This is a genomic window from Serratia sp. TSA_130.1 (assembly GCF_052691795.1).
The window spans coordinates 1,251,346-1,271,306 of record NZ_JBQZFS010000002.1 but is presented as its reverse complement, the minus strand read 5'-3'; the positions used below and the strand labels follow the sequence as shown (position 1 = coordinate 1,271,306).

The 19,961-nt window shown below is 58.7% G+C and carries 21 protein-coding genes and 1 tRNA gene; 12 read left to right on the top strand and 10 right to left on the bottom strand.

All coding sequences use genetic code 11. From position 1 onward, the window contains the following. A partial coding sequence (locus ACUTQY_RS13050) for a hypothetical protein (protein ID WP_206196046.1) occupies window positions 1-184 on the bottom strand: 184 nt, incomplete at its 3' end. Window positions 185-209: 25 nt separating this feature from the next. On the opposite strand from ACUTQY_RS13050, the gene dkgB reads away from it, so the two are divergent. Further along, entirely contained in the window at window positions 210-1,013 is an 804-nt protein-coding gene (gene dkgB, locus ACUTQY_RS13045; protein WP_046688267.1) for a 2,5-didehydrogluconate reductase DkgB, read from the top strand. A gap of 47 nt (window positions 1,014-1,060) precedes the next feature. On the opposite strand, the gene yafC is transcribed toward dkgB, so the two are convergent. Further along, complete coding sequence (yafC, locus tag ACUTQY_RS13040) at window positions 1,061-1,948, bottom strand: DNA-binding transcriptional regulator YafC (RefSeq protein WP_004930183.1); 888 nt, start codon at window positions 1,946-1,948, stop codon at window positions 1,061-1,063. A 105-nt stretch (window positions 1,949-2,053) separates the two neighbouring features. Between yafC and ACUTQY_RS13035 the strand changes: the two genes are divergently transcribed. Both ACUTQY_RS13035 and ACUTQY_RS13030 read left to right on the top strand, forming a co-directional pair. Next, a complete protein-coding gene (locus ACUTQY_RS13035) occupies window positions 2,054-3,229 on the top strand; it encodes an MFS transporter (RefSeq protein ID WP_046688268.1) in 1,176 nt (391 codons plus the stop codon). Between the two features lie 241 nt (window positions 3,230-3,470). After that, window positions 3,471-4,265 (top strand): endonuclease/exonuclease/phosphatase family protein, encoded by a 795-nt coding sequence (locus ACUTQY_RS13030; RefSeq protein ID WP_025160092.1) that lies wholly within the window; start codon window positions 3,471-3,473, stop codon window positions 4,263-4,265. A 52-nt stretch (window positions 4,266-4,317) separates the two neighbouring features. On the opposite strand, the gene mltD is transcribed toward ACUTQY_RS13030, so the two are convergent. Further along, window positions 4,318-5,700: a murein transglycosylase D gene (gene mltD, locus ACUTQY_RS13025; RefSeq protein WP_033650995.1), complete on the bottom strand. Its 1,383-nt coding sequence runs from the start codon at window positions 5,698-5,700 to the stop codon at window positions 4,318-4,320. A 71-nt stretch (window positions 5,701-5,771) separates the two neighbouring features. Beyond that, window positions 5,772-6,527 carry a hydroxyacylglutathione hydrolase gene (gloB, locus tag ACUTQY_RS13020; RefSeq protein WP_046688269.1) on the bottom strand — a complete coding sequence of 252 codons (756 nt, stop codon included), beginning with the start codon at window positions 6,525-6,527 and terminating at the stop codon, window positions 5,772-5,774. Window positions 6,528-6,571: 44 nt separating this feature from the next. On the opposite strand from gloB, the gene ACUTQY_RS13015 reads away from it, so the two are divergent. Then, a complete protein-coding gene (locus ACUTQY_RS13015) occupies window positions 6,572-7,291 on the top strand; it encodes a class I SAM-dependent methyltransferase (RefSeq protein ID WP_033641943.1) in 720 nt (239 codons plus the stop codon). Here ACUTQY_RS13015 and rnhA read toward each other — a convergent pair. Further along, window positions 7,288-7,755, bottom strand: coding sequence for a ribonuclease HI (rnhA, locus tag ACUTQY_RS13010; protein WP_033641944.1), 468 nt, complete (start codon window positions 7,753-7,755; stop codon window positions 7,288-7,290). The two genes, ACUTQY_RS13015 and rnhA, sit on opposite strands and share 4 nt — an antisense overlap. A gap of 72 nt (window positions 7,756-7,827) precedes the next feature. On the opposite strand from rnhA, the gene dnaQ reads away from it, so the two are divergent. Next, window positions 7,828-8,571 (top strand): DNA polymerase III subunit epsilon, encoded by a 744-nt coding sequence (gene dnaQ / locus ACUTQY_RS13005; protein WP_033641945.1) that lies wholly within the window; start codon window positions 7,828-7,830, stop codon window positions 8,569-8,571. Between the two features lie 144 nt (window positions 8,572-8,715). Continuing rightward, a tRNA-Asp gene (locus tag ACUTQY_RS13000) sits at window positions 8,716-8,792 on the top strand. Window positions 8,793-8,897: 105 nt separating this feature from the next. Here ACUTQY_RS13000 and ACUTQY_RS12995 read toward each other — a convergent pair. Continuing rightward, a complete protein-coding gene (locus tag ACUTQY_RS12995) occupies window positions 8,898-11,138 on the bottom strand; it encodes a TonB-dependent siderophore receptor (protein WP_046688270.1) in 2,241 nt (746 codons plus the stop codon). 229 nt (window positions 11,139-11,367) lie between these two features. On the opposite strand from ACUTQY_RS12995, the gene ACUTQY_RS12990 reads away from it, so the two are divergent. Beyond that, window positions 11,368-12,246 carry a siderophore-interacting protein gene (locus ACUTQY_RS12990; protein ID WP_046688271.1) on the top strand — a complete coding sequence of 293 codons (879 nt, stop codon included), beginning with the start codon at window positions 11,368-11,370 and terminating at the stop codon, window positions 12,244-12,246. A gap of 48 nt (window positions 12,247-12,294) precedes the next feature. On the opposite strand, the gene hpxZ is transcribed toward ACUTQY_RS12990, so the two are convergent. The 4 genes from hpxZ to ACUTQY_RS12970 are packed head-to-tail and all read right to left on the bottom strand — an operon-like array spanning window position 12,295 to window position 15,881. After that, the gene (hpxZ, locus tag ACUTQY_RS12985) at window positions 12,295-12,684 is read right to left on the bottom strand and encodes an oxalurate catabolism protein HpxZ (RefSeq protein ID WP_033641948.1); all 390 of its coding nucleotides are present in this window, start codon (window positions 12,682-12,684) and stop codon (window positions 12,295-12,297) included. 3 nt (window positions 12,685-12,687) lie between these two features. Then, window positions 12,688-14,082 (bottom strand): AtzE family amidohydrolase, encoded by a 1,395-nt coding sequence (locus ACUTQY_RS12980; RefSeq protein WP_096241909.1) that lies wholly within the window; start codon window positions 14,080-14,082, stop codon window positions 12,688-12,690. Then, a complete protein-coding gene (gene hpxX, locus ACUTQY_RS12975) occupies window positions 14,079-14,270 on the bottom strand; it encodes an oxalurate catabolism protein HpxX (protein WP_033641950.1) in 192 nt (63 codons plus the stop codon). The genes ACUTQY_RS12980 and hpxX overlap by 4 nt, the downstream gene beginning before the upstream one ends. A gap of 24 nt (window positions 14,271-14,294) precedes the next feature. Then, complete coding sequence (locus ACUTQY_RS12970; protein WP_342188289.1) at window positions 14,295-15,881, bottom strand: gamma-glutamyltransferase family protein; 1,587 nt, start codon at window positions 15,879-15,881, stop codon at window positions 14,295-14,297. A 142-nt stretch (window positions 15,882-16,023) separates the two neighbouring features. Between ACUTQY_RS12970 and ACUTQY_RS12965 the strand changes: the two genes are divergently transcribed. The 5 genes from ACUTQY_RS12965 to ACUTQY_RS12945 all read left to right on the top strand — a co-directional run bounded on the left by ACUTQY_RS12965 (window position 16,024) and on the right by ACUTQY_RS12945 (window position 19,929). Beyond that, the gene (locus ACUTQY_RS12965) at window positions 16,024-16,863 is read left to right on the top strand and encodes a MurR/RpiR family transcriptional regulator (protein ID WP_033644199.1); all 840 of its coding nucleotides are present in this window, start codon (window positions 16,024-16,026) and stop codon (window positions 16,861-16,863) included. A gap of 216 nt (window positions 16,864-17,079) precedes the next feature. Beyond that, window positions 17,080-17,871, top strand: coding sequence for a transporter substrate-binding domain-containing protein (locus tag ACUTQY_RS12960; RefSeq protein WP_046688274.1), 792 nt, complete (start codon window positions 17,080-17,082; stop codon window positions 17,869-17,871). 12 nt (window positions 17,872-17,883) lie between these two features. Next, window positions 17,884-18,549 (top strand): amino acid ABC transporter permease, encoded by a 666-nt coding sequence (locus tag ACUTQY_RS12955; protein WP_033634112.1) that lies wholly within the window; start codon window positions 17,884-17,886, stop codon window positions 18,547-18,549. Beyond that, on the top strand, window positions 18,549-19,205 hold the full coding sequence (locus tag ACUTQY_RS12950) for an amino acid ABC transporter permease (RefSeq protein ID WP_033641953.1): 657 nt from the start codon (window positions 18,549-18,551) through the stop codon (window positions 19,203-19,205). Before ACUTQY_RS12955 ends, ACUTQY_RS12950 begins: the two co-directional genes overlap by 1 nt. Further along, window positions 19,186-19,929 carry an amino acid ABC transporter ATP-binding protein gene (locus tag ACUTQY_RS12945; protein ID WP_033641954.1) on the top strand — a complete coding sequence of 248 codons (744 nt, stop codon included), beginning with the start codon at window positions 19,186-19,188 and terminating at the stop codon, window positions 19,927-19,929. The genes ACUTQY_RS12950 and ACUTQY_RS12945 overlap by 20 nt, the downstream gene beginning before the upstream one ends. Window positions 19,930-19,961: the final 32 nt, after the last annotated feature.

Genomic DNA, 19,961 nt, shown 5'->3' with positions numbered 1-19,961 from the left:
ATTGATAAGCCCTGAGTCTCTGACTCAGGGCTTTTTCATATCTATATTTTGCGCTTTTCAGGCCGGAATTGTCCTTCCTTACCGCCTTATCTCCCGATATTGTTGCCTTTAGATCAAAAGTCTTATGCCGAACCAGGCGTTTTTGATCAATAAAAAAGTTGCCATAATCTTCCTCATACCACATTTACCCGTTAATGAGAGAAAACATTATGAGCATCCCTGCATTTGGTTTAGGTACTTTCCGCCTTCAGGATCAGGTTGTTATCGATTCTGTCAGCACCGCACTTGAGCTGGGCTACCGTACTATCGATACCGCACAGATCTATGAAAACGAAGCGGCTGTTGGCCAGGCTATCGCTGCCAGCGGCGTGAAACGTGAAGATCTGTTCATCACCACCAAGATTTGGATCGCGAACCTGGCGAAAGGCGCGCTGATCCCAAGCCTGCAAGAAAGCCTGAAAAAACTGCAAACGTCCTACGTTGATCTGACGTTGATCCACTGGCCGTCACCCCACGACGAAGTGCCGGTTGCCGAATTTATGGCTGAGCTGCTGGAAGCGAAAAAGCTGGGGCTGACCTGTCAAATTGGCGTATCTAACTTCACCATCGATTTGATGCAGCAAGCGATTGACGCGATTGGCGCCGATGAAATCGCCACCAACCAAATCGAGCTGTCACCGTTCTTGCAGAACCGCAAGGTGGTCGAATTTGCACAGCAGCACGGCATCGCCATCACCTCTTACATGACGTTGGCCTACGGCAAAGCGCTGCAGGATGAAACGATCAAAAGCATCGCTGCTCGTCACAATGCGACCCCAGCACAGGTGGTCCTGGCTTGGGCATTGAAGCTGGGTTATGCGGTGATCCCTTCCTCGACCAAGCGTGAAAACCTGGCGAGCAACCTATTGGCACAGCAACTGACGCTGACCGACGAAGATATGGCGCAGATCGCCGCACTGGAGTGCAACGGCCGTCTGGTTAGTCCGGAAGGCCTGGCGCCAAACTGGGATTAATCATTCCTCGCAGTAGTCAGCATAAGGCGTCCATCGGGGCGCCTTTTTTATCGTTTCAGGTATTCACTCACAAAATCAATAAAGCTGCGCAGACGGTTGCTGACGGCGCTGTCGCTGTAGTAAACCGCGTTGATCGGCATGGCGACCGGCAGTGTCGCTTCCACCAGAATCGGGACCAAATCTCCACGTTTGATATCTTCGTCGCTCATAAAGTCGGACAGGCAGGCGATACCGTTGCCATGCAGACAGAGATGGCGCTGGGTTTCTCCACTATTGGTGGTCAAACCGGGGGTGATTTCCAACTGGCTGCCATCTGAACAAGCCAGTGGCCAACGGTTCAAGCTGGGCAGGTCGTTGAAACCGATACAGCAGTGATGTGCAAGATCTTCTACCGTTAGCGGCGTGCCGTGCTGAGCCAGATAAGCGGGGGAGGCGAGCACATGTCGGTAGCTGGTCATCAGTTTGCGTGCTTTCAGCGTAGAATCGGTCAGCTCGCCTACGCGGATCGCGATATCCACTTTTCGCTCGATCAGATTGATAAAGTTTTCCGAAGACACCAGCGATAACGACATTTCTGGATAACGTTCGCGGAACTCGGCCACTAAAGGCGTCAGCATATGCAGCACCACCGGCGTTGCCGCATCGACGCGCAGCAGGCCTTGCGGGCGCTGGCGGCTTTCCATCAGCGCATTTTCCGCCGCGGCCATGTCGTTCAGTACCTTCTGCACCTGGCGAAAGTAATTCTCTCCTTCCTGAGTCAGGCTGATTTGGCGCGTGGTGCGGTTGAGCAACGTTACGCCCAGTTTGCTTTCCAGTTTTTTCACCGTTCGGCTGACTACGGAGTTCGCTTGTTCCAGGCGTTCGGCCGCCCGGCTGAAGCTGCCGCTTTCTACGACGGTGACAAAGGTGATCAACTCGTCAGAGTTTGCTTTCATTTTTGCTCCGATAGCAAAGTTAATTTGAAATTTTGAGCATTTTTATCATTTAAGCATAGGCCGATAATAGCCGTCATCAACTTGAATGCTATTTCGGAGTAAAAAATGCCACTCGCATTACTTGCCTTAACCATCAGCGCTTTTGCTATCGGCACGACCGAGTTCGTGATAGTCGGGTTGATCCCGACTATCGCGGAGCAGCTTGGGGTGACCGTACCGTCCGCTGGATTGCTGGTGACTATCTATGCCCTCGGCGTGGCCATTGGTGCGCCGGTGCTGACGGCCCTGACCAGCCGCATACCTCGCAAACTGCTGCTGGTTGGCCTGATGGTGCTGTTCACTCTCGGCAACCTGCTGGCCTGGCAGTCACCCAGCTATGAATCGCTGGTAGTGGCTCGGTTGTTGACCGGCCTGGCGCACGGCGTGTTCTTCTCTATCGGCTCCACTATCGCCACTAGCCTGGTGGCAAAAGAGAAGGCGGCCTCCGCCATCGCCATCATGTTTGGTGGCCTGACGGTGGCGCTGGTGACCGGCGTACCGCTGGGGACGTTCATCGGCCAGCAGTTTGGCTGGCGTGAGACCTTCCTGGCCGTTTCTCTGATTGGCGCTGTCGCCACGCTGGCCAGCGTTATTCTGGTACCGAGCAATATCAAGAACCAGGGCAGCGCCGGCGTGCGGGAACAGCTGAAAGTGCTGACTCATCCTCGTCTGCTGCTGATTTACGCGATTACCGCATTGGGATACGGCGGGGTCTTCACGACCTTTACCTTCCTTGCGCCGATGATGCAGGAACTGGCCGGCTTCTCTGCTCCGACCGTGAGCTGGATACTATTGGCTTATGGCGTCGCGGTGGCGGTGGGTAACATCTGGGGAGGCAAGCTGGCCGATCGTCATGGGGCCGTGCGTGCGCTGAGCTTTATCTTTGCCGCGCTGGCCATTTTGTTGCTGGTGTTCCAGTTTACCGCCAGCCACAGTATTGCCGCGTTGCTGACGGTGATTGTGATGGGCGTGTTCGCTTTCGGCAACGTGCCGGGGCTGCAGGTGTATGTGGTGCAGAAAGCCGCGCAATACACGCCAAATGCGGTGGATGTGGCGTCCGGTCTCAACATCGCGGCGTTCAACATCGGCATTGCGCTCGGCTCGGTGATTGGCGGCCAGACCGTTGCCTCACTGGGGCTGGCGCAGACCCCCTGGATTGGCGCGTTGATCGTGGTGGTTGCATTGTTACTGGTTAGCTTCAGCGGTCGCCTGGATAAAAAGTCTCAGCTGCAAACGGCTTAATACGTAAAACTCTTGCTGCCTGGCCCGCATTTTGCGGGCCTTTTCGCATTTTTCACCTATTACCCCTCACCTTTACACAGCTATACCGTCAGAAGATTGAAATCGCTGCAGGCGGCCCCTATAACTGAAAAGGTGATGCCCGCAAAAGCCATGCCCTCTATGCAGGGTAGGCGTATAATCAATTCATCGTTGGCGAGTGTTCATCGCCAGTTTTCATGTTAATGGGTAATAGGCGAATCGCGTGCCGAAACGAACTTATGCAATGAGGTATGTTGCAGGTCAGCCAGTTGAGCGAATCTTTCCTGGTGCCGTTAACCAGCCGTTGCCGCCAGGGGCGGCGCTGCCGACGACCGGCGCCCTGCGCGTCATGGTATGGAATATTTTCAAACAGCAGCGAGCCGACTGGCTTTCGGTGCTGAAAAACCATGGCAAAGACGCGCAGCTGGTATTGTTGCAAGAGGCGCAAACCACGCCAGAGTTGGTGAGCTACGCTACCGCCAACTATCTGGCGGCCGATCAGGTGCCGGCCTTTGTGCTGCCGCAGCACCCTTCCGGCGTGATGACGCTGGCTGCCGCTCATCCTGTTTACTGTTGCCCGCTGCGTGAGCGGGAGCCGCTGCTGCGGCTTTCCAAGTCGGCCCTGATCACCGTTTATCCGCTGTACAACGGCGAACTGTTGATGGTGGTGAACATCCATGCGGTGAACTTTAGCCTGGGTGTCGACGTCTACAGCAAGCAGTTGGGGCCGATAGGCGAACAGATCGCCAGTCACCGGGGGCCGGTGATTATGGCGGGGGATTTCAACGCCTGGAGCCGCAAGCGCATCAATGCACTGTATGACTTTGCCGGAGAGATGGCGCTGCGCGAGGTGAGTTTCACCGACGACCATCGCCGCAAGGCCTTCGGTCGTCCACTGGATTTCGTATTTTACCGCAATCTGGGAGTGGTGGAGGCGTCGGTGCTGGTGACCAGCGCGTCGGATCACAACCCGCTGTTGGTGGAGTTTCACCCGGAGAAAGACTCGCCGGTATGGTGAATCGCAGCTAATAAAAAAGCACCCCGAAGGGTGCTTTTTTTGTGCCGAACATTTAAGTATCCGGCGTCATCTTGTTGCCGACAAACAGGGTCAGCTTCAGACCTGGCTGCAGGTTGCCTTTGGCTAGCGTTGAATTCCAACGCATCACGTCGTTAATATCGACGCCGTGACGACGTGCGATACTGGCGAGCGAATCACCTTTACGAACCTGGTAGGTGATACTGCTGTTACTGCCAGTATTGCTGGCCACTTGCAGGGTTTGCCCAACTTTTAAGGCGCTCTTGGCGCGTAAGTTGTTCCAACTCTGCAAATCGCTGGTCTTAACGTTCAGCCGCTTGGCTATGGCCGATAAGGTGTCGCCGGAGCGCACTTTATACGAACTGCCACCGGACAAACCGCTGTTCTTCGCCAACTGCGTCGTTGGCTGAGTCACGGCGATCTGGCCATCGGCCAGCGAGTCTTTCAGCTGATCGGCATGCCCTTTGGGAACCATGATGTAATGGGGCCCGTTGGGTGCCGTAACGCCTTTTTTGTAGCCTGGGTTATACGCTTTCATCTTGGTGACTGAAAGCCCAGCCATCTCAGCCGCCTGAGTCAGCTGGATCTGCTGCCCGACATCGATACGAGCCAGCGCACGGGTTTCATCCGTTTTCGGGAGTTTCACGCCGTACTTCTTGCTGTTCTTGATGATGTCGCTCAGCGCCAGCATTTTCGGGACATAGATTGACGTTTCACGCGGAAGCGACAATGCCCAGAAATTGGTTGGCTTACCCTGGCGTTTGTTTGCCTTCACCGCTTGCATCACGCGGCCTTCACCACTGTTATAGGCGGCTACGGTCAGTAACCAGTCGCCGTTAAACATGCGGTTCAAGCGCTGCATCATGTTAAGCGCAGCGGTTGTCGAGGCGACGACATCGCGTCGACCGTCATACCACTGATTGTTTTTCAAACCATAATTGCGACCCGTTTGCGGCACGATTTGCCATAGCCCTGCGGCGTTGGCACTTGACGTGGCGTGTGGGTCAAAAGCGCTCTCCACTATGGGTAGCAGTACCAGTTCCATCGGCATATTACGTTTCTTAATCTGCCCGACTATCCAGTACATGTACGGCTCTGCCCGTAATGTTACATCGTGGAGATAGCTCTTACTTTTTAAGTACTTTCTTTTCTGATCACGGATCCGGGAATTTTCCGGAACCTCCATCTTCAGCTCGTCGCTAATGAAGTTCCACAGGTCCTGTTGCGCGGCGGGACTGTTGTTATCCAACCACCGCGCCGAGCTCGCTCGGCCATTTCCTGTGTACTCTCCTGCTTCACCATCTTGACCAGCCGAAGACAAACTCTGTGCATGCTGTTCTGGCGCCGGTGCGTCCTGCCTGGACGACTGGCAACCCACTAGCAAGACCGAGGCGAGAAATATCGCTTTAGCCTTCATGTGTGTGTCAATGTAGTTGCTTAAAAGACGAGCAATAATACTTTGCTTCGCCAAATAACACAACTAAAAGCTTAGAAGTTATCTTTCCGCAGGCGTAATTCAGAAAAAACTGAATGAAGGCTTTCCGGTGGTGAATTAAAGCCTAATTTCTTTTGTAAATCAGTGTCATGGCAACGTAAAAACAGGTTAATTTTGCGCTCTAATTGCAACGTGGTCGGCACGCTAGCTTGGCCTTTTGCCCTTAACGCTTCAACATGTTGTTGATATGTTTCAATCTCTCGATCTTCCGGCAAAATAGCCCGCGCAAACTTAAGATTTGAAAGAGTATATTCATGCGCGCAGCAAATTAAGGTGTTATCGGGAAGTTGCGCGAGTTGTTGAAATGAGTCGTACATTTGTTTTGCGGTGCCTTCAAACAGCCTGCCGCAGCCGGCGGAGAAAATGGTGTCGCCGCAGAACAGATAAGGGGCACTATAGAATGCCACATGGCCCAGCGTATGGCCGGGAACGGCGATAGTCCTGTATTGGCGGCCATCGATATCAAAGGTGTCGCCGTCGTGGACGACGTGGTTGGCGCCTTTGCCAGCGGTTTCCTGCGGCCCGTAGACCGCCAGGCCCGGGTATTGTGAGACAATCTGCGCCACGCCACCGACGTGATCGTGGTGGTGGTGGGTCAGCAGGATCGCCGACGGCGCCAGCTGCAGGCGCTGCAGCGCCTCGAGCACCGGCCGCGCTTCACCCGGATCGACGATAATGCAGCGCCCCTGCCGGTCATCCAATAACCAAATGTAATTGTCCTGGAAGGCGGGAATGCTGATAAGATTCATGGTGTACCTCTCGTTGGCAACGGCTTGAAAGAAGATAATAAATCATGAAACCAGCCCATACTCTACAAAAGCTCACCGGCCCGCAGTCCTGGGCTGAGCTGCCGTGGGGGGAGTACTATCGTGAAGCGCTCGAGCGGCAGTTGCAACCCTGGTGGCCCAAGCTGTTCGGTTTCCATCTGCTGAAGATGGGCATGCTCAGCGCCGAGCTGGCCACGGATAAATGCGCAATCTCCCACCAGGTCAACGTAGGGCTGGAGGGGGAAGGGCTGCAGGTGATCGCCGACGCCTATCAACTGCCGTTCGCCGCCAAATCGGTGGATGCCTGCCTGTTGGCGCATACGCTGTCCTACGCGGACGATCCGCATCGGATGCTGCGTGAGGTGGATAGGGTGTTGATCGACGACGGCTGGCTGGTTGTCAGCAGCTTCAATCCGTTCAGCCTGCTGGGATTGGGCAAGCTGGTGCCCGGATTGCGTCATCGTCAGCCCTATGTCAGCCGCATGTTTACCCAGATGCGGTTGTTGGATTGGCTCAGCCTGCTGAATTACGAGGTGTTGCACCAGGCGCGTTTTCACGTGCTGCCGTGGCACCGCAAGGGCGGCAAGTTTTTATGCACCCATTTGCCGGCGCTGGGCTGCATGAGCGTGATTGTGGCGCGCAAGCGCACCTTGCCGCTGACGCCCACGCCGATGAAACTGGGGGCGAGAAAGCCGTCTCTCAGCCGCGCGGTGGGCGCGACCAAGAGTTATCGCAAGCTGCCTTAGGCTTCCGGTTGGTAGCCGACGTCATCCTGCGTCGGTTTACCCGCCGCCTCGCGCGCCAGCTCGTCGCAGCGTTCGTTCTCCGGGTGGCCGGCGTGGCCCTTGACCCACTCCCATTTAACGGTGTGGCGCTGAATGGCCTGATCCAGCCGCTGCCACAGATCGACATTCTTGACCGGTTTTTTGTCGGCGGTTTTCCAACCGCGTTTCTTCCAGTTATGGATCCAGCTGGTAATGCCCTGGCGCACGTACTGGCTGTCGGTGCTGAGCGTCACGGCGCAAGGCACCGTCAGCGCTTCCAGCGCCACGATCGCCGCCATCATTTCCATGCGGTTATTGGTGGTCAGACGAAATCCTTCGCTGAAGGTTTTTTCCGTCTGCTTATAGCGCAGTATTGCGCCGTAGCCACCGGGGCCAGGGTTGCCAAGGCAGGAGCCGTCGGTGAAAATTTCTACCTGTTTGAGCATCTCTGGTAGACTCTTCCTATCAGTTTTATAAAAGCCAAGTCTGACATAAACGAGCGCTGTGAGCACTGCAATATGATCTCTACAACCACCAGACAGATTGTCCTCGATACCGAAACCACCGGTATGAACAAGCTTGGGGTGCACTACGAAGGGCACCGCATCATCGAAATCGGTGCGGTGGAAGTGATTAACCGCCGCCTGACCGGGCGCAACTTCCACGTATACATCAAGCCGGATCGGCTGGTGGATCCGGAAGCGTACGGCGTACACGGCATCAGCGACGACTTCCTGGCCGACAAACCGACCTTCGATCAGGTTGCCGACGAATTCCTCGACTTTATCCGCGGCGGCGAGCTGGTGATCCATAACGCGGCGTTCGATATCGGCTTTATGGATCACGAATTCCGCATGTTGCAGCAGGGGATCCCGAAGACCGAGACCTTCTGCACCATCACCGACAGCCTGATGATGGCGCGCCGCCTGTTCCCGGGCAAGCGCAACAACCTCGATGCCTTGTGCAGCCGCTATGAGATAGACAACAGCAAGCGTACGCTGCACGGCGCATTGCTCGATGCCGAGATCCTGGCGGAAGTCTATCTGGCGATGACCGGCGGTCAGACGTCGATAGCGTTCCAAATGGAAGGCGACACCCAGCAAAACGATGCCGCGCAAGAAATACAGCGTATCGTCCGCCCGGCTACGGCGATGAAAGTGGTCTACGCCAGCGACGAAGAAATAAAGGCGCACGAGGCGCGTCTGGATCTGGTGGCGAAGAAGGGCGGCAGCTGCCTGTGGCGCGGGGCGCCGGCGGAATAACGGCGTTTTTGCACGAAAAAAACGCACTGGGCAACCCTTCGTTGAAAAACTGTGCAAACGGTTCATTTGCGAAGAAAAAGGCGTTGACGGAACCGAGAGGCGTCCGTAATATGCGCCTCGTTCCCCCGCAAGAGGGAATGGCGCGGAGCGGTAGTTCAGTTGGTTAGAATACCTGCCTGTCACGCAGGGGGTCGCGGGTTCGAGCCCCGTCCGTTCCGCCACTATTCAGAAGCCCTGAGTTAGCGATAACTCAGGGCTTCGTCGTTTCCGCTCTCGGCAAAACGGTGCGGCCCAGGGAACGGGGCCGGCAGACCGGCCCCTTATCCTCAGAACAACACCGAGTAATTCAAACCGAAGGTGCGTCCGCGGCCTTTATAGCTGTACAGCTCAGGTGAGCCGTAGGTCGGGCTGTACAGGATCGGCGCGCGTTGGCCCCAAACGGTGGTGTACTCCTTATCCAACAGGTTTTCCACGCTGAAGCTGATTTTCCCCACCGGCAGGGCATAGCTGCCGAGGAAATCGAGGGTGTTGTAGCCATCTATTTTGCGGCCTTGGGTGGAGTTGGCCTTGGTATAATCGCCGTCGTCCGACACGTCGAAGGTTTGCTGCGACTGCAAGCGCAGATTCCAGTCGCCCGGCGCCCAGCCGACGTAAGCGGTGACTTTCGATGGGCTGGCGGTATCGACCACCAGCTTCTTCCATTCGCCGTTGACCTTGGTTTCAGAACGGATGAAGTTGAAGTTGGTGCCGGCGCTCCAGTCGCTGTCTTCGAAGAAGTAGTCCACCGCACCTTCCAGCCCATAGATGCGCCGCTTGTCCGCATTGACGTTAATGGTCATGTCGGTTTTGTTGATGGCGATGCTCTTGTCGGACAACGAGTAGTAGGCGGCGATTTGCGTGCGCAGGTTATCGCCGGTATAGCGCCAGCCCAGCTCGTAGGCGTTGACCTTGATGCCTTCCAGCTTGGAATCGCCGACGTTGACGCTCTTCAGCAACTGGTAATGGCCGCCGTTCAACGCGTAGGTGCCGTTGCCGTAATATTTGCCCGGATCCGGGATCTCGAAGCCCTGAGAGAAGTTGAACCAGGTTTGCTGACGCTCGGTCAAGTGCGCCAACAGACCGGCGTTGAACAGCGCATTGTTGTAGTCGGTTTTCCCTCCCGGGATGGCGTCGGCGGAGGCGGCGACGCCGGTGGCGATCGCCTGCTGCTGGTTATAGCCGACGAAGTCGTCGATCTTGTTTTCGGTGTACTGGTAACGCACGCCGCCGCTCAGGGTGAAGATGGGATTGATGTCGTAACTGGCCTGCAGGAACGACGCCAGGTTGCTGGTGGTATAGCTCGGGTAGCGGCCGGTGCCGTAAGCGTTCTCCAGCGTCATGCCGCCGGACTGTTGGGCCTTCGCCAGGTTGAAGAACTGCTGGTTGGCGTTGAAGCTTTCATGCTCGGCGTCGATGCCGTAAGTCAGCGTCAGCGCGTCGACAGGTTTGCTGTTTAACGTCAGTTTGCCGCCGTAAAAATCGGTTTTTTGCTGCGAAGCGCCAATGCTGCTGACGTAATAGTTCGGCGCTTTACCCGCCAGCGTTGGGAACGGATAGAAGGTCAACGTTTCGTCGCGGTAGTAGACCTGCGCCACCAGATCCTGGCCGAGGAAATCGGTGTTGGAATATTGCAGGTTGATCAGGTGGCGCTCGGTGCCGGGGATGCGATCGGAGTTTAAGTTACCGCTGTTGTACGCCTTGGCATTGCCGGTCACCGCCGCGAAGTTTTCCCCCAGAAACAGGCCGTGATCGCCGTCGGACTGGCTTTTGTAGTATTGGGTGGTCAGCTGCAGCTGTTGATGATCGTCGATGTTGAGGGTGCCGGTGCCCATCACATCGAGGCGATTGGAATACTGCAGGCCGGTTTGAGTATTGTCGATCAGCACCTCGTTGCCTTTGCCGTCGTACCAGCCGCCGTAACGCTGGTAAGAAACGGACAGCCGCCCCGAGGCGTTGTCGTTGCCGCCGCTGACCGCCGCCGCCACGTTCTCGTCGTGATCGTTATGGCCGCCGAAGCCGGTTTTGCCGCCGACCTGCAATTCGACCTGCTGCTCTTTCTGTCCTTTCTTGGTCACGATATTGATCAGGCCGCCGGTGCTGCCGCCGCCGTACAGTGCGGTCGCGCCGGAAATCACCTCAATATGGTCGATATTGAACGGGTCGATCGAATCCAACTGGCGGCTGTCGCTGCGCGACGAGTTCAGGCGTACGCCGTCGATCATCACCATCATCGAACGGCCGCGCATATTCATGCCATAGTTGGTGCGGCCCTGGCCGCTGACGTCCATGCCGGGGATCAGCTGAGCCAACATGTCCTTGATCTCTTTGCCGCCCTGGACCTGCTGTTCGATCTCCTGACTTTCGATCACCCATGTCGTCTGCGCCATTTCCGCCGCGCTGCGGTGCGAACGGCTGGCGGAGACGACCACCTGCTCTTCGCTGCCGTTTTTCTGATCTTCTGCCCAGGCCGCCGGCGCAAGCAACGCCAGCAGACATGGGTTTAATACCCAAAGAGGTTTGCGTTTCATCGTTATTTCCCAGGTGATATTGTCGTTACGTTGTTTTTTGAGAATGCTTCTTTTATCAATAACGTTTCTTGTTATCAATAAAATCATGATATGATTTTTTGCTATGCATTAACGTAATTAATTAGTTTTATTGACATTTATCCGCTGCGCGATCGCGCGGCCACGCCGCCAACACGGCAGCCGATCGGTCATACGTAAAAGCGACAGCCGTTGCCGGAGAGTCGAGAACATGTCCGCCAGCTACAGAATTTTTGATATCACCCTGAAAAGCAAAACGCTGATTTCGCCCTCGCTGCTGCGCTGCGTGTTTGAAGGTGCGGATGTTCATCGCATGAAGCTGGAAGCGCCTGACCAGCGCATCAAACTGCTGTTCCCGGCGGCGGACGGCAAGATCACGCCGTTGGCCAACGGCCCGGACTGGTACGGCGATTACATGGCGCTCCCCAAAGAACAGCGTCCGGTAATGCGCACCTATACGCTGCGTGCGCTGCGCCGCGAGCAGAATCAGATGGACGTCGAGTTCGTGCTGCATGGCGTGAACGGCCCGGCTTCAGCCTGGGCGACCCATGCCGAACCCGGAGACACGATTCAAACGGTCGCCCCCAACGGTGACTTCGACGGCGACAGCGGCGGTTACGAATGGGCGCCGCCGGCGCAGTTGCAACAGGCGTTGCTGATCGCCGATGAGACGGCGGTGCCGGCGGCGATGGCGATTCTGGAACAGCTGGCGCAGCAGGCCAATCCGCCGCGGGTGCAGGCGTTTTTCGAGGTGCCGGTGGCGGCGGATTGCCTGGATTTGGCGCATTTCCCGTTCGCCGACGTTTATTGGCTGCCGCGTGACGTCGGCCGCCAGCTGGTGCACGGCACGCTGCTGGTGGAAGCGGTGCGCCAGCGGGTGGATATCCCCGCATCGGCCTGTGCGCAAGCGCAGTCCCTGGCGGAAAGCAGCCTGAGCGATGAGGTGTTGTGGGAGCGGGCGGCCGGAAGCAACGCTTTCTATGCCTGGGTGGCGGCCGAATCTTCCGCGGTGAAAACGCTGCGGCGTTACCTGATTGGCGAACGCGATCTGGATCGCTCCACCGTCAACTTCATGGCCTATTGGTGCTGAGTCGGCCGCCGCCGTGCGCCTCCATCATGGGCTCTACCGCCTGGAGGCCTAAGGCGCGTCGAGCAGGCTGACGTGCGCCGCTACGATGCGCCAGCCACAGGGCAGCTTGACCCAGGTTTGCATTTGCCGCCCCCTGCGGTTGCTGCCCGGCCGATGAAATTCCGTGCTGGCCACCGCCATATCTTCACCAAAAGTCGTGATTTGGGTGTTTTCCAACAGCCGCTCCAGTCCGTTGGCCGGGCGCCGTTGACGAAAATCGCGGATTTCGTCGATACCGTAGAGGCTTTCGGTGGCGCCATAGCGCACCGTGCGCGCGTCGTGCCAGAACAACTCGTCCAGCACATCGATGTCATTGCTGATTAACGCCTGCTCATAGCGGTAAAAGGCGGCGTTGACCTCCGCCAGCACCGCCGGCCGATCGATATGTTCACTGTTCATTGATTACTCCTGTTTGCAGACGCAAGTGGCGATGCCGGCGCATTCCAGCGCATAGGCGGCGCGCAGCGCCAAATCTTCGCGCCACGGCGGGGCGATCAGTTGCAGGCCGATCGGCAGACCGGATGCGCTTTTCAAAGGAACCGTCACGACCGGCAGGCCAAGGAAGGAAATCGGCTGCGTCAGCATGCCCATACTGGCGCGGATCGGCAGATCGACGCCGTTGATGCGCATCGTTTCCTGGCCGATCGGCGTGGCGCTGCACGGCGTCGCCGGGGCGATCAAAATGTCCCAGTGCTTGAACAGCGGCGCGGCTTGCCGGCGAAACGCGTGACGAAAGCGTTGTGCCTGCAAATACCAGGTGGCGGGGAGCATGGCGCCGGCCAGCAGTCGTTCTCGCGACAGTGGCTCGAAGCGTTCGGGTTGGCTGCGCAACTGCGGCAGATAGCGATGGCCGCCCTCTGAGGCGCTGAGGATAAAGGCCGCCGAACGGGCCAGCTCGGCCTGCGGCAGCTCGACTTCGGCGCTGGCTGCCAGCGCTTGCGCCACCTGGTTGACTGCGGCTTTGGCGTCATCATTGCACCATTGCAGGAAATAGCCGCCTAACACGGCGCAGCGCAGGTTCTGGCTGCCCTGTGCCAGCAACGCTTCGGTGCGGGAAATCGGCCGATCGCTCTGGAACGGATCCTCGGCGTCGATGCTCTGCATCGCGTCATACACCGTCGCGAGATCGTGCACCCGGCGGGCGAATGGGCCGATGTGATCCAGGCTGTCGACAAACGGCTGGCTGCCGCTGCGCGAAAGACGGCCGAAGGTCGGTTTCAGACCATAAATGCCGCACAGCGAGGCGGGCACGCGTATTGAGCCATTGGTGTCGCTGCCGAGCGAAAAGGTCACCAGGCCGGCCGCCACCGCTGCGGCCGAGCCGCCCGAAGAGCCGCCGGCGATGCGCCCGAGGTCATGCGGGTTTCGGGTGGCGCCGTAATGGCTGTTCTCGGTGGTGAAACCGTAGGCGTAGGCGTCCATGTTCAACATGCCGCAAAGCAACGCGCCTTGATCCGCCAGCCGGGAGACGCCCCAGGCGTCGCGGTCGGCCGGTGGCCGATCGCTGAACAGGCGGGCACCGGCCAGCGTGGTTTCTCCGGCGACGTCGAACAGATTTTTTACCGCATAGGGAATGCCGGCCAAAGCGGGCAGCGTTTGCCCAAGCGCGCGCGAACGGTCGAGGCGATCGGCTTCTTTTTGCATGCGTTCCCGGGTGATGTGCGTAAAGGCGTTCAGCGCGGGATTCTGACGGTCGATGTGATCGAGCGTATGCCGGACGATCTCGCGCGCCGAGAGCGCGCCGCGTTCAAGGGCCGTACGGATCTCGGCGAGTGACAGGGCGCTTAAGGGGTTCATGGGCGATATACCCCCGCGATTTCCTGGCGCGGATCCAGCGGTAAGGCCATCAGCGGTTCGGCCAGCGCGGCGATGCGTTCGATCTGTTTCAACAGTTCTCGGCGGCGGACATCGTCCAGTTCCACGGCCAGCACGTTTTCCATCTGGTGGATATAGGCCGCCCAATCGGCGGCGTGTTGATTGTTCATAAGCGATCCCGATAAATAAGAGAGTCAGAAGCCGGCGGCGCTGCCGTTGCTTCGCGGATCGAAAGCGCCTTCGAACATGCCGTTGGTGTGGCGTACGATGGCGCCGGCATGGCCGACCGTTTCGCTGAACGCCGGCAGCAGTTCAACGGCATGGCCGCGCTGTCGCAGATAGTCGAGGGTTGCCGCGTTAAAGCGCCCCTCAAGCTTCAACGAGTCCGAACTTTCGCCCCAGGTTCGCCCCAGCAGCCAGCGCGGCGCGCTGATCGCCTGCTGCAGCGGCAGCCCTTGCACCACATGCCGCACGAACAACGCCGCTTGAGTCTGCGGCTGGCCGTCACCGCCCATCGAGCCGTAGATCAGCGTGCGTCCGTCATACAGCCGGGCGGCGGCCGGGTTCAGCGTATGGAACGGCTGCTTGCCCGGCGCCAGCGCCAGCAGATGATCGGCGTCCAGGCTGAAAGAGGCGCCGCGGTTTTGCCACAGGACGCCGCTGTGGGGCAGAACCACGCCGCTGCCGAATTCGTGGTAGATGCTCTGAATGAAGGAGACCGCCAGCCCGCTGCTGTCCATCACCCCCATCCAGACCGTATCGCCGGGTCCTTTGCCCTGGCCCCAGTCGGCCGCTTTTTGGCCGTCGATGCGCCCGGCCAGCCTATCCAAATGGTCGGCCGCCAGCAGCGCCTGCGGATCCTGCGTCATGTGGCGCGGATCGGTGATGAAACGGTCGCGCAGATCGAACGCCAGCTTGGTGGCCTCGACCACGGCGTGCACCACGGCGCCTTCGCTCTGTCCGACCAGCGGCAGACGGTCGGTCAGCCCGAGGATGGCAAGCGACACCAGCCCTTGGGTCGGGGGAGCCAGATTGAATATTTCACCTTTTTGGTGTTCCAGGCGCAGCGGAGGACGGCGGCATGGCCGATAACTCGCCAGATCCTGAGCGGTAAGCGGCATGCCCAACATCGCCATGTCCGCCGCCATGCTTTCAGCCAGCGGGCCGCGATAAAAACTGTCGAGCCCGTCCTCACTCAGTGCGATCAGCGTATCGGCCAGCTGCGGTTGGCAGAATCGTTGGCCGGCAAGTGGGATCTTTCCCTGCGGCAGGTAAATGCGGGCGAAGGGGGCGAACTCCTCCAGCTCGTGGCGTTTGCTGCGCGTCGCCGCCTCTTGGGAGGCGGTGACCGGAATGCCGTCGGCGGCGTAGCGTATGGCGTCGGCGAGCAACCGCGACAGCGGCAGCGGCGTTTCGCCCAGTTCGGCCGAATAGGCCAACGCCTCCTGCCAGCCGCCGACGGTGCCGGCCACGGTCAACGCCGCTTTTGGGCCGCGCTGCGGGATGCGGCTTTCTCCGGCGTACAGCGCCGGCGTCGCCAGCGAGCTGGCGGCGCCGCTGGCGTCGATGGTCAGCGGCTCGCCCTGCGGCGGCACGATCAGCCAGAAACCGTCACCGCCGATGCCGTTCATGTGCGGATAGACCACGGCGATGGTCGCGGCGGCGGCCACCATCGCCTCAATGGCGTTGCCGCCTTCGCGCAGCACCGCCAGCGCGCTTTCGCTGGCGAGATGGTGTGGCGTGACCGCCATGCCCTGTGGCGCGGTATTGCTGTTAATCATGTTTCTGCCCTTGTCTGAGGTGAGCGTTCGGGTAACAGAAGCAAGAGGCGTTCCACTTTTAATCAGGACGATTAATTGCTTGTCAGAGAGGGGCCGGGGCGTGCTATGTTCCGGTGAAACAAAAGTTACAGCGAGAGTGATGATGCAGCCCTTCGATGAACGCCTGCGCAACGAATATCCGCAATTGGCGCCGCAGGAACAGCGCGTCGCTGACTTTATCCTCGATCATTTCGATGACCTGATCAGTTACAACAGCGCCGAGCTGGCGCGCTTGAGCGGGGTTTCTAAAGCCACGGTCAGCAGGCTGTTCAAGCGGTTGGGGTATCGCAGCTACAAGGACATGCGCGCTGAGCTGCGCACCCTGCGCCAGAGCGGCATGCCGGTGACCGACGAGAGGCATGCGGTGCAGGGCAATACGCTGCTGGCGCGGCATTACAAGCAGGAAATGGCTAACCTCTCGCACTGGGTGAGCCATCTCGATGTGGAGCAATTCGGCGCGGTGATCGCCGCGTTGGCGCGGGCGCGGCGGGTCGCGCTGCTGGGATTTCGCAACAGCTATCCGATAGCCATGCATCTGCGTCAGCAGCTGATGCAGGTGCGGGAGCGGGTGCTGCTGATGCCGCAGCCCGGCCAGACGCTGGCGGAGGAGCTGGTGGATCTCGCGCCGCAGGATATGGCGGTGGTGGTGGCGTTTCGGCGCCGGCCGCGTCAGCTCAAGGCGATACTGACGCAACTGCAAACTCGCCGGGTGCCGACGCTGTTGATCTGCGAACCGCAGGCGCAGTCGCTGATCCCGCTGGCGGACTGGCATTTGGCCGCTTCGCTGGACAGCGTCTCCGCCTTCGACAGCTATTCAGCCGCCATGAGCTTATGTAACCTGCTCAGCAACGCCCTGCTGCATGAGATGTTGGAGCAGGGGCGATCGCGTATTCATCATATTGCCGGTCTGTATCAGGATTTGGACGAACTGGAACCGCGCTAACCGGCGCTTTTTTGGTGCTGATGCACACTTTTAGTGCAGCTCTGGCCTGCCTGCTTTCCCTTTCTCCGTCGCCGGCCCGCTGAGGTCGGCAGGTTTTTTCTCGTTAATCAGCGCCAGTTAAGGCATGGGTTCGACGTATTTTCGATTGGCACATTAGTTGCAGCGTTTGTGGTGTAAGAATCTTTTGTTTCATCTTTTCACCATCGGGGATACGCTATGAACATCAAAAAAACGCTGTGGACGGTTTTCACTGGGATCGCCTTGCTGGCGCAGGCCGCGCCGACCATGGCGGATCAATTGCAAGAGATCCGGCAGCGCGGCGTCCTGCGCGTGGCGGTGCCGCAGGATTTCCCGCCATTCGGCTCGGTGGGCACCGATCTGCAGCCCCAGGGTTATGACATCGATATGGCGCGTTATCTGGCCGATAAGATGAAACTTAAGTTGCAGTTGGTGCCGGTCACCAGCGCCAACCGGGTGCCTTATCTGCAGACCAATAAAGTGGATCTGGTGATCTCCAGCCTGGGCAAAAATCCGGAGCGTGAAAAGACCATCGCTTTCAGCCGCGCCTATGCGCCGTTCTTCCTGGGGGTCTTTGGTCCTACAGACGGCGCGTTGGCGGACATGGCGCAGCTCGATGGCAAGACCGTCGGCGTCACGCGCGGTGCGGTGGAGGATATGGTTCTGAGCGACGGCGCGCCTAAAGGGGCGCAGATCAAGCGTTATGAGGATAACAACACGACGCTGTCGGCCTATCTCTCCGGGCAGGTGCAGTACATCGCCACCGGTAACATGGTGGTGAGCGCCCTGGCGCGCCAGAATCCGGGCAAGGCGCCGGCCGCCAAGTTCATGTTGAAAGATTCGCCGTGCTTTGTGGGGTTGCGCCAGGGAGAACCGGCCTTGAAAGCGGCGGTGGATGCGCTGATTGGACAGGCGCTGGCGGACAAGACGCTGAATGGCCTGTCGGAGAAATGGTTGAAGGCGCCGCTGCCCGATGGTTTTGGCGCATAACGGGAGCGGCGGATGACCTATCAGCTGAATTTCTCCGCGCTCTGGCCCTACATGCCTGAGCTGTTGGCGGGGTTACTGACGACGATGGCGCTGACGGCGCTGGCGACGTTGATGGGGGTTGCGTTGGGCATTTGCGGCGCGGCGATCCGCAGCGGCCGGGCCGGCGCGCTGAGCCGCCTCTGGGGCGTTTACGTCGAAGTGGTGCGCAACACGCCGTTCGTCGTGCAGTTGTTCTTCATCGTGTTCGGCCTGCCGAGCCTGGGCTGGAAACTGACGGCCGGGCAGGCGGCGCTGCTGGCGATGGTGATCAACCTTGGCGCCTACAGCACCGAAATTATTCGCGCCGGCATTCAGGTCACGCCGAAGGGGCAGTGGGAAGCGGGACGCGTGTTGGGGCTCAGCCGCAGCCAGACCTTTTTACGCATCGTACTGCCGCCGTCGCTGCAGCGTATTTATCCGGCGTTGGTGAGCCAGTGCATCATCGTGATGCTGGGATCCTCGGTGGTGTCGCAGGTCTCGTTCGAAGAGCTGACCTTCGCCGCCAACCTGATCCAGTCGCGCACCTTCCTCAGCTTTGAAGTCTATCTGGTGACGGCGCTGCTTTATCTGTTGTTGTCGCTGTTGATGCGTCAACTGTTGCTGGCCGCCGGGCGGCGTTTTTTAGGGAGCCGGAACTGATGCTGACGTTTACCGATTGGGACATCGTGCGCAATCTGCTGTTGGCGGCTCGCTGGACGCTGCTGCTGTCGTTGACGGCATTTTTCGGCGGCACGCTGGTGGCGCTGCCGCTGGTGTTGATGCGCCTGAGCAAGCGCCGCTGGGCAATGCGTTTTGTCCGCGTTTACGCTGAACTGTTTCAGGGCACGCCGCTGCTGATGCAGCTGTTTTTGGCGTTTTTCGGTCTGGCGCTGTTCGGCGTCGACGTCAGCCCATGGACCGCGGCCGCGCTGGCGCTGACGCTATTCACCAGCGCTTTTCTGGTGGATATCTGGTCCGGCAGCATCGCCGCCTTGCCGAAAGGTCAGTGGGAGGCAGCCCGTTGTCTCGGGCTGAGTTTCACGCAGACGCTGATGCGCGTCATCACGCCGCAGGCGGTGCGTATCGCCATTGCGCCGACCGTCGGTTTCTCGGTTCAGGTGATCAAGGGCACCGCCTTGGCGTCGATCATTGGCTTCGTCGAGCTGACCAAGGCCGGCACCATGCTGAACAATGTGACTTATCAGCCCTTCAAGGTATTTGGTCTGGTCGCGTTGGGCTATTTCCTGATGTGCTATCCCTTGTCGCGTTACAGCCATTATCTGGAGAAGAAATGCCATGCCGATCATCACCATTAATCAGGTTCAAAAATATTACGGTCAGAATCATGTGTTGAAGGGCGTGGATCTGGATATCGACATGGGGCAGGTGGTGTCGATCATCGGCCGCAGCGGGTCTGGTAAAAGCACGCTATTGCGCTGCATCAACGGGCTGGAAGGGTATCAGGAAGGGAGCATCAAACTGGGCGGCATGACCATCACCGATCGCGATTCGCAGGCGCGTGAAATCAGCCGCTCGATTGGCATGGTGTTTCAGAACTTTAACCTGTTCCCGCATATGACGGCGCTGGAAAACGTGATGCTGGCGCCGCGCCGGGTGCTGAAAAAAAGCGCTGCCGAGTGCCGCGAGTTGGCCGAACAGATGCTGAACAAGGTGGGATTGGGTGAGCGCATGCATTACGCGCCGGCCAACCTTTCCGGCGGGCAACAGCAGCGGGTGGCGATCGCCCGGGCGCTGGCGATGAAACCGAAGGTGTTGCTGTGCGATGAGATCACCTCGGCGCTGGATCCCGAGCTGGTGGGTGAAGTCCTGAAGGTGCTGGAACAGTTGGCGCGAGAGGGCATGACGCTGATTCTGGTCACTCATGAAATGAGCTTCGCCCGCGAGGTGGGCGACCGGGTGGTATTTATGCACCAGGGCAAGGTGTGGGAGCAGGGAAATAGCCGCACGCTGTTCGCCAATCCGCAAACGCAGGAATTGAAACAGTTTATCGCTTCTGTGCGCGGGTTGTCAGAAGCCTGATTTCGGCAAATAAAATGACAAGTTATTAAGCT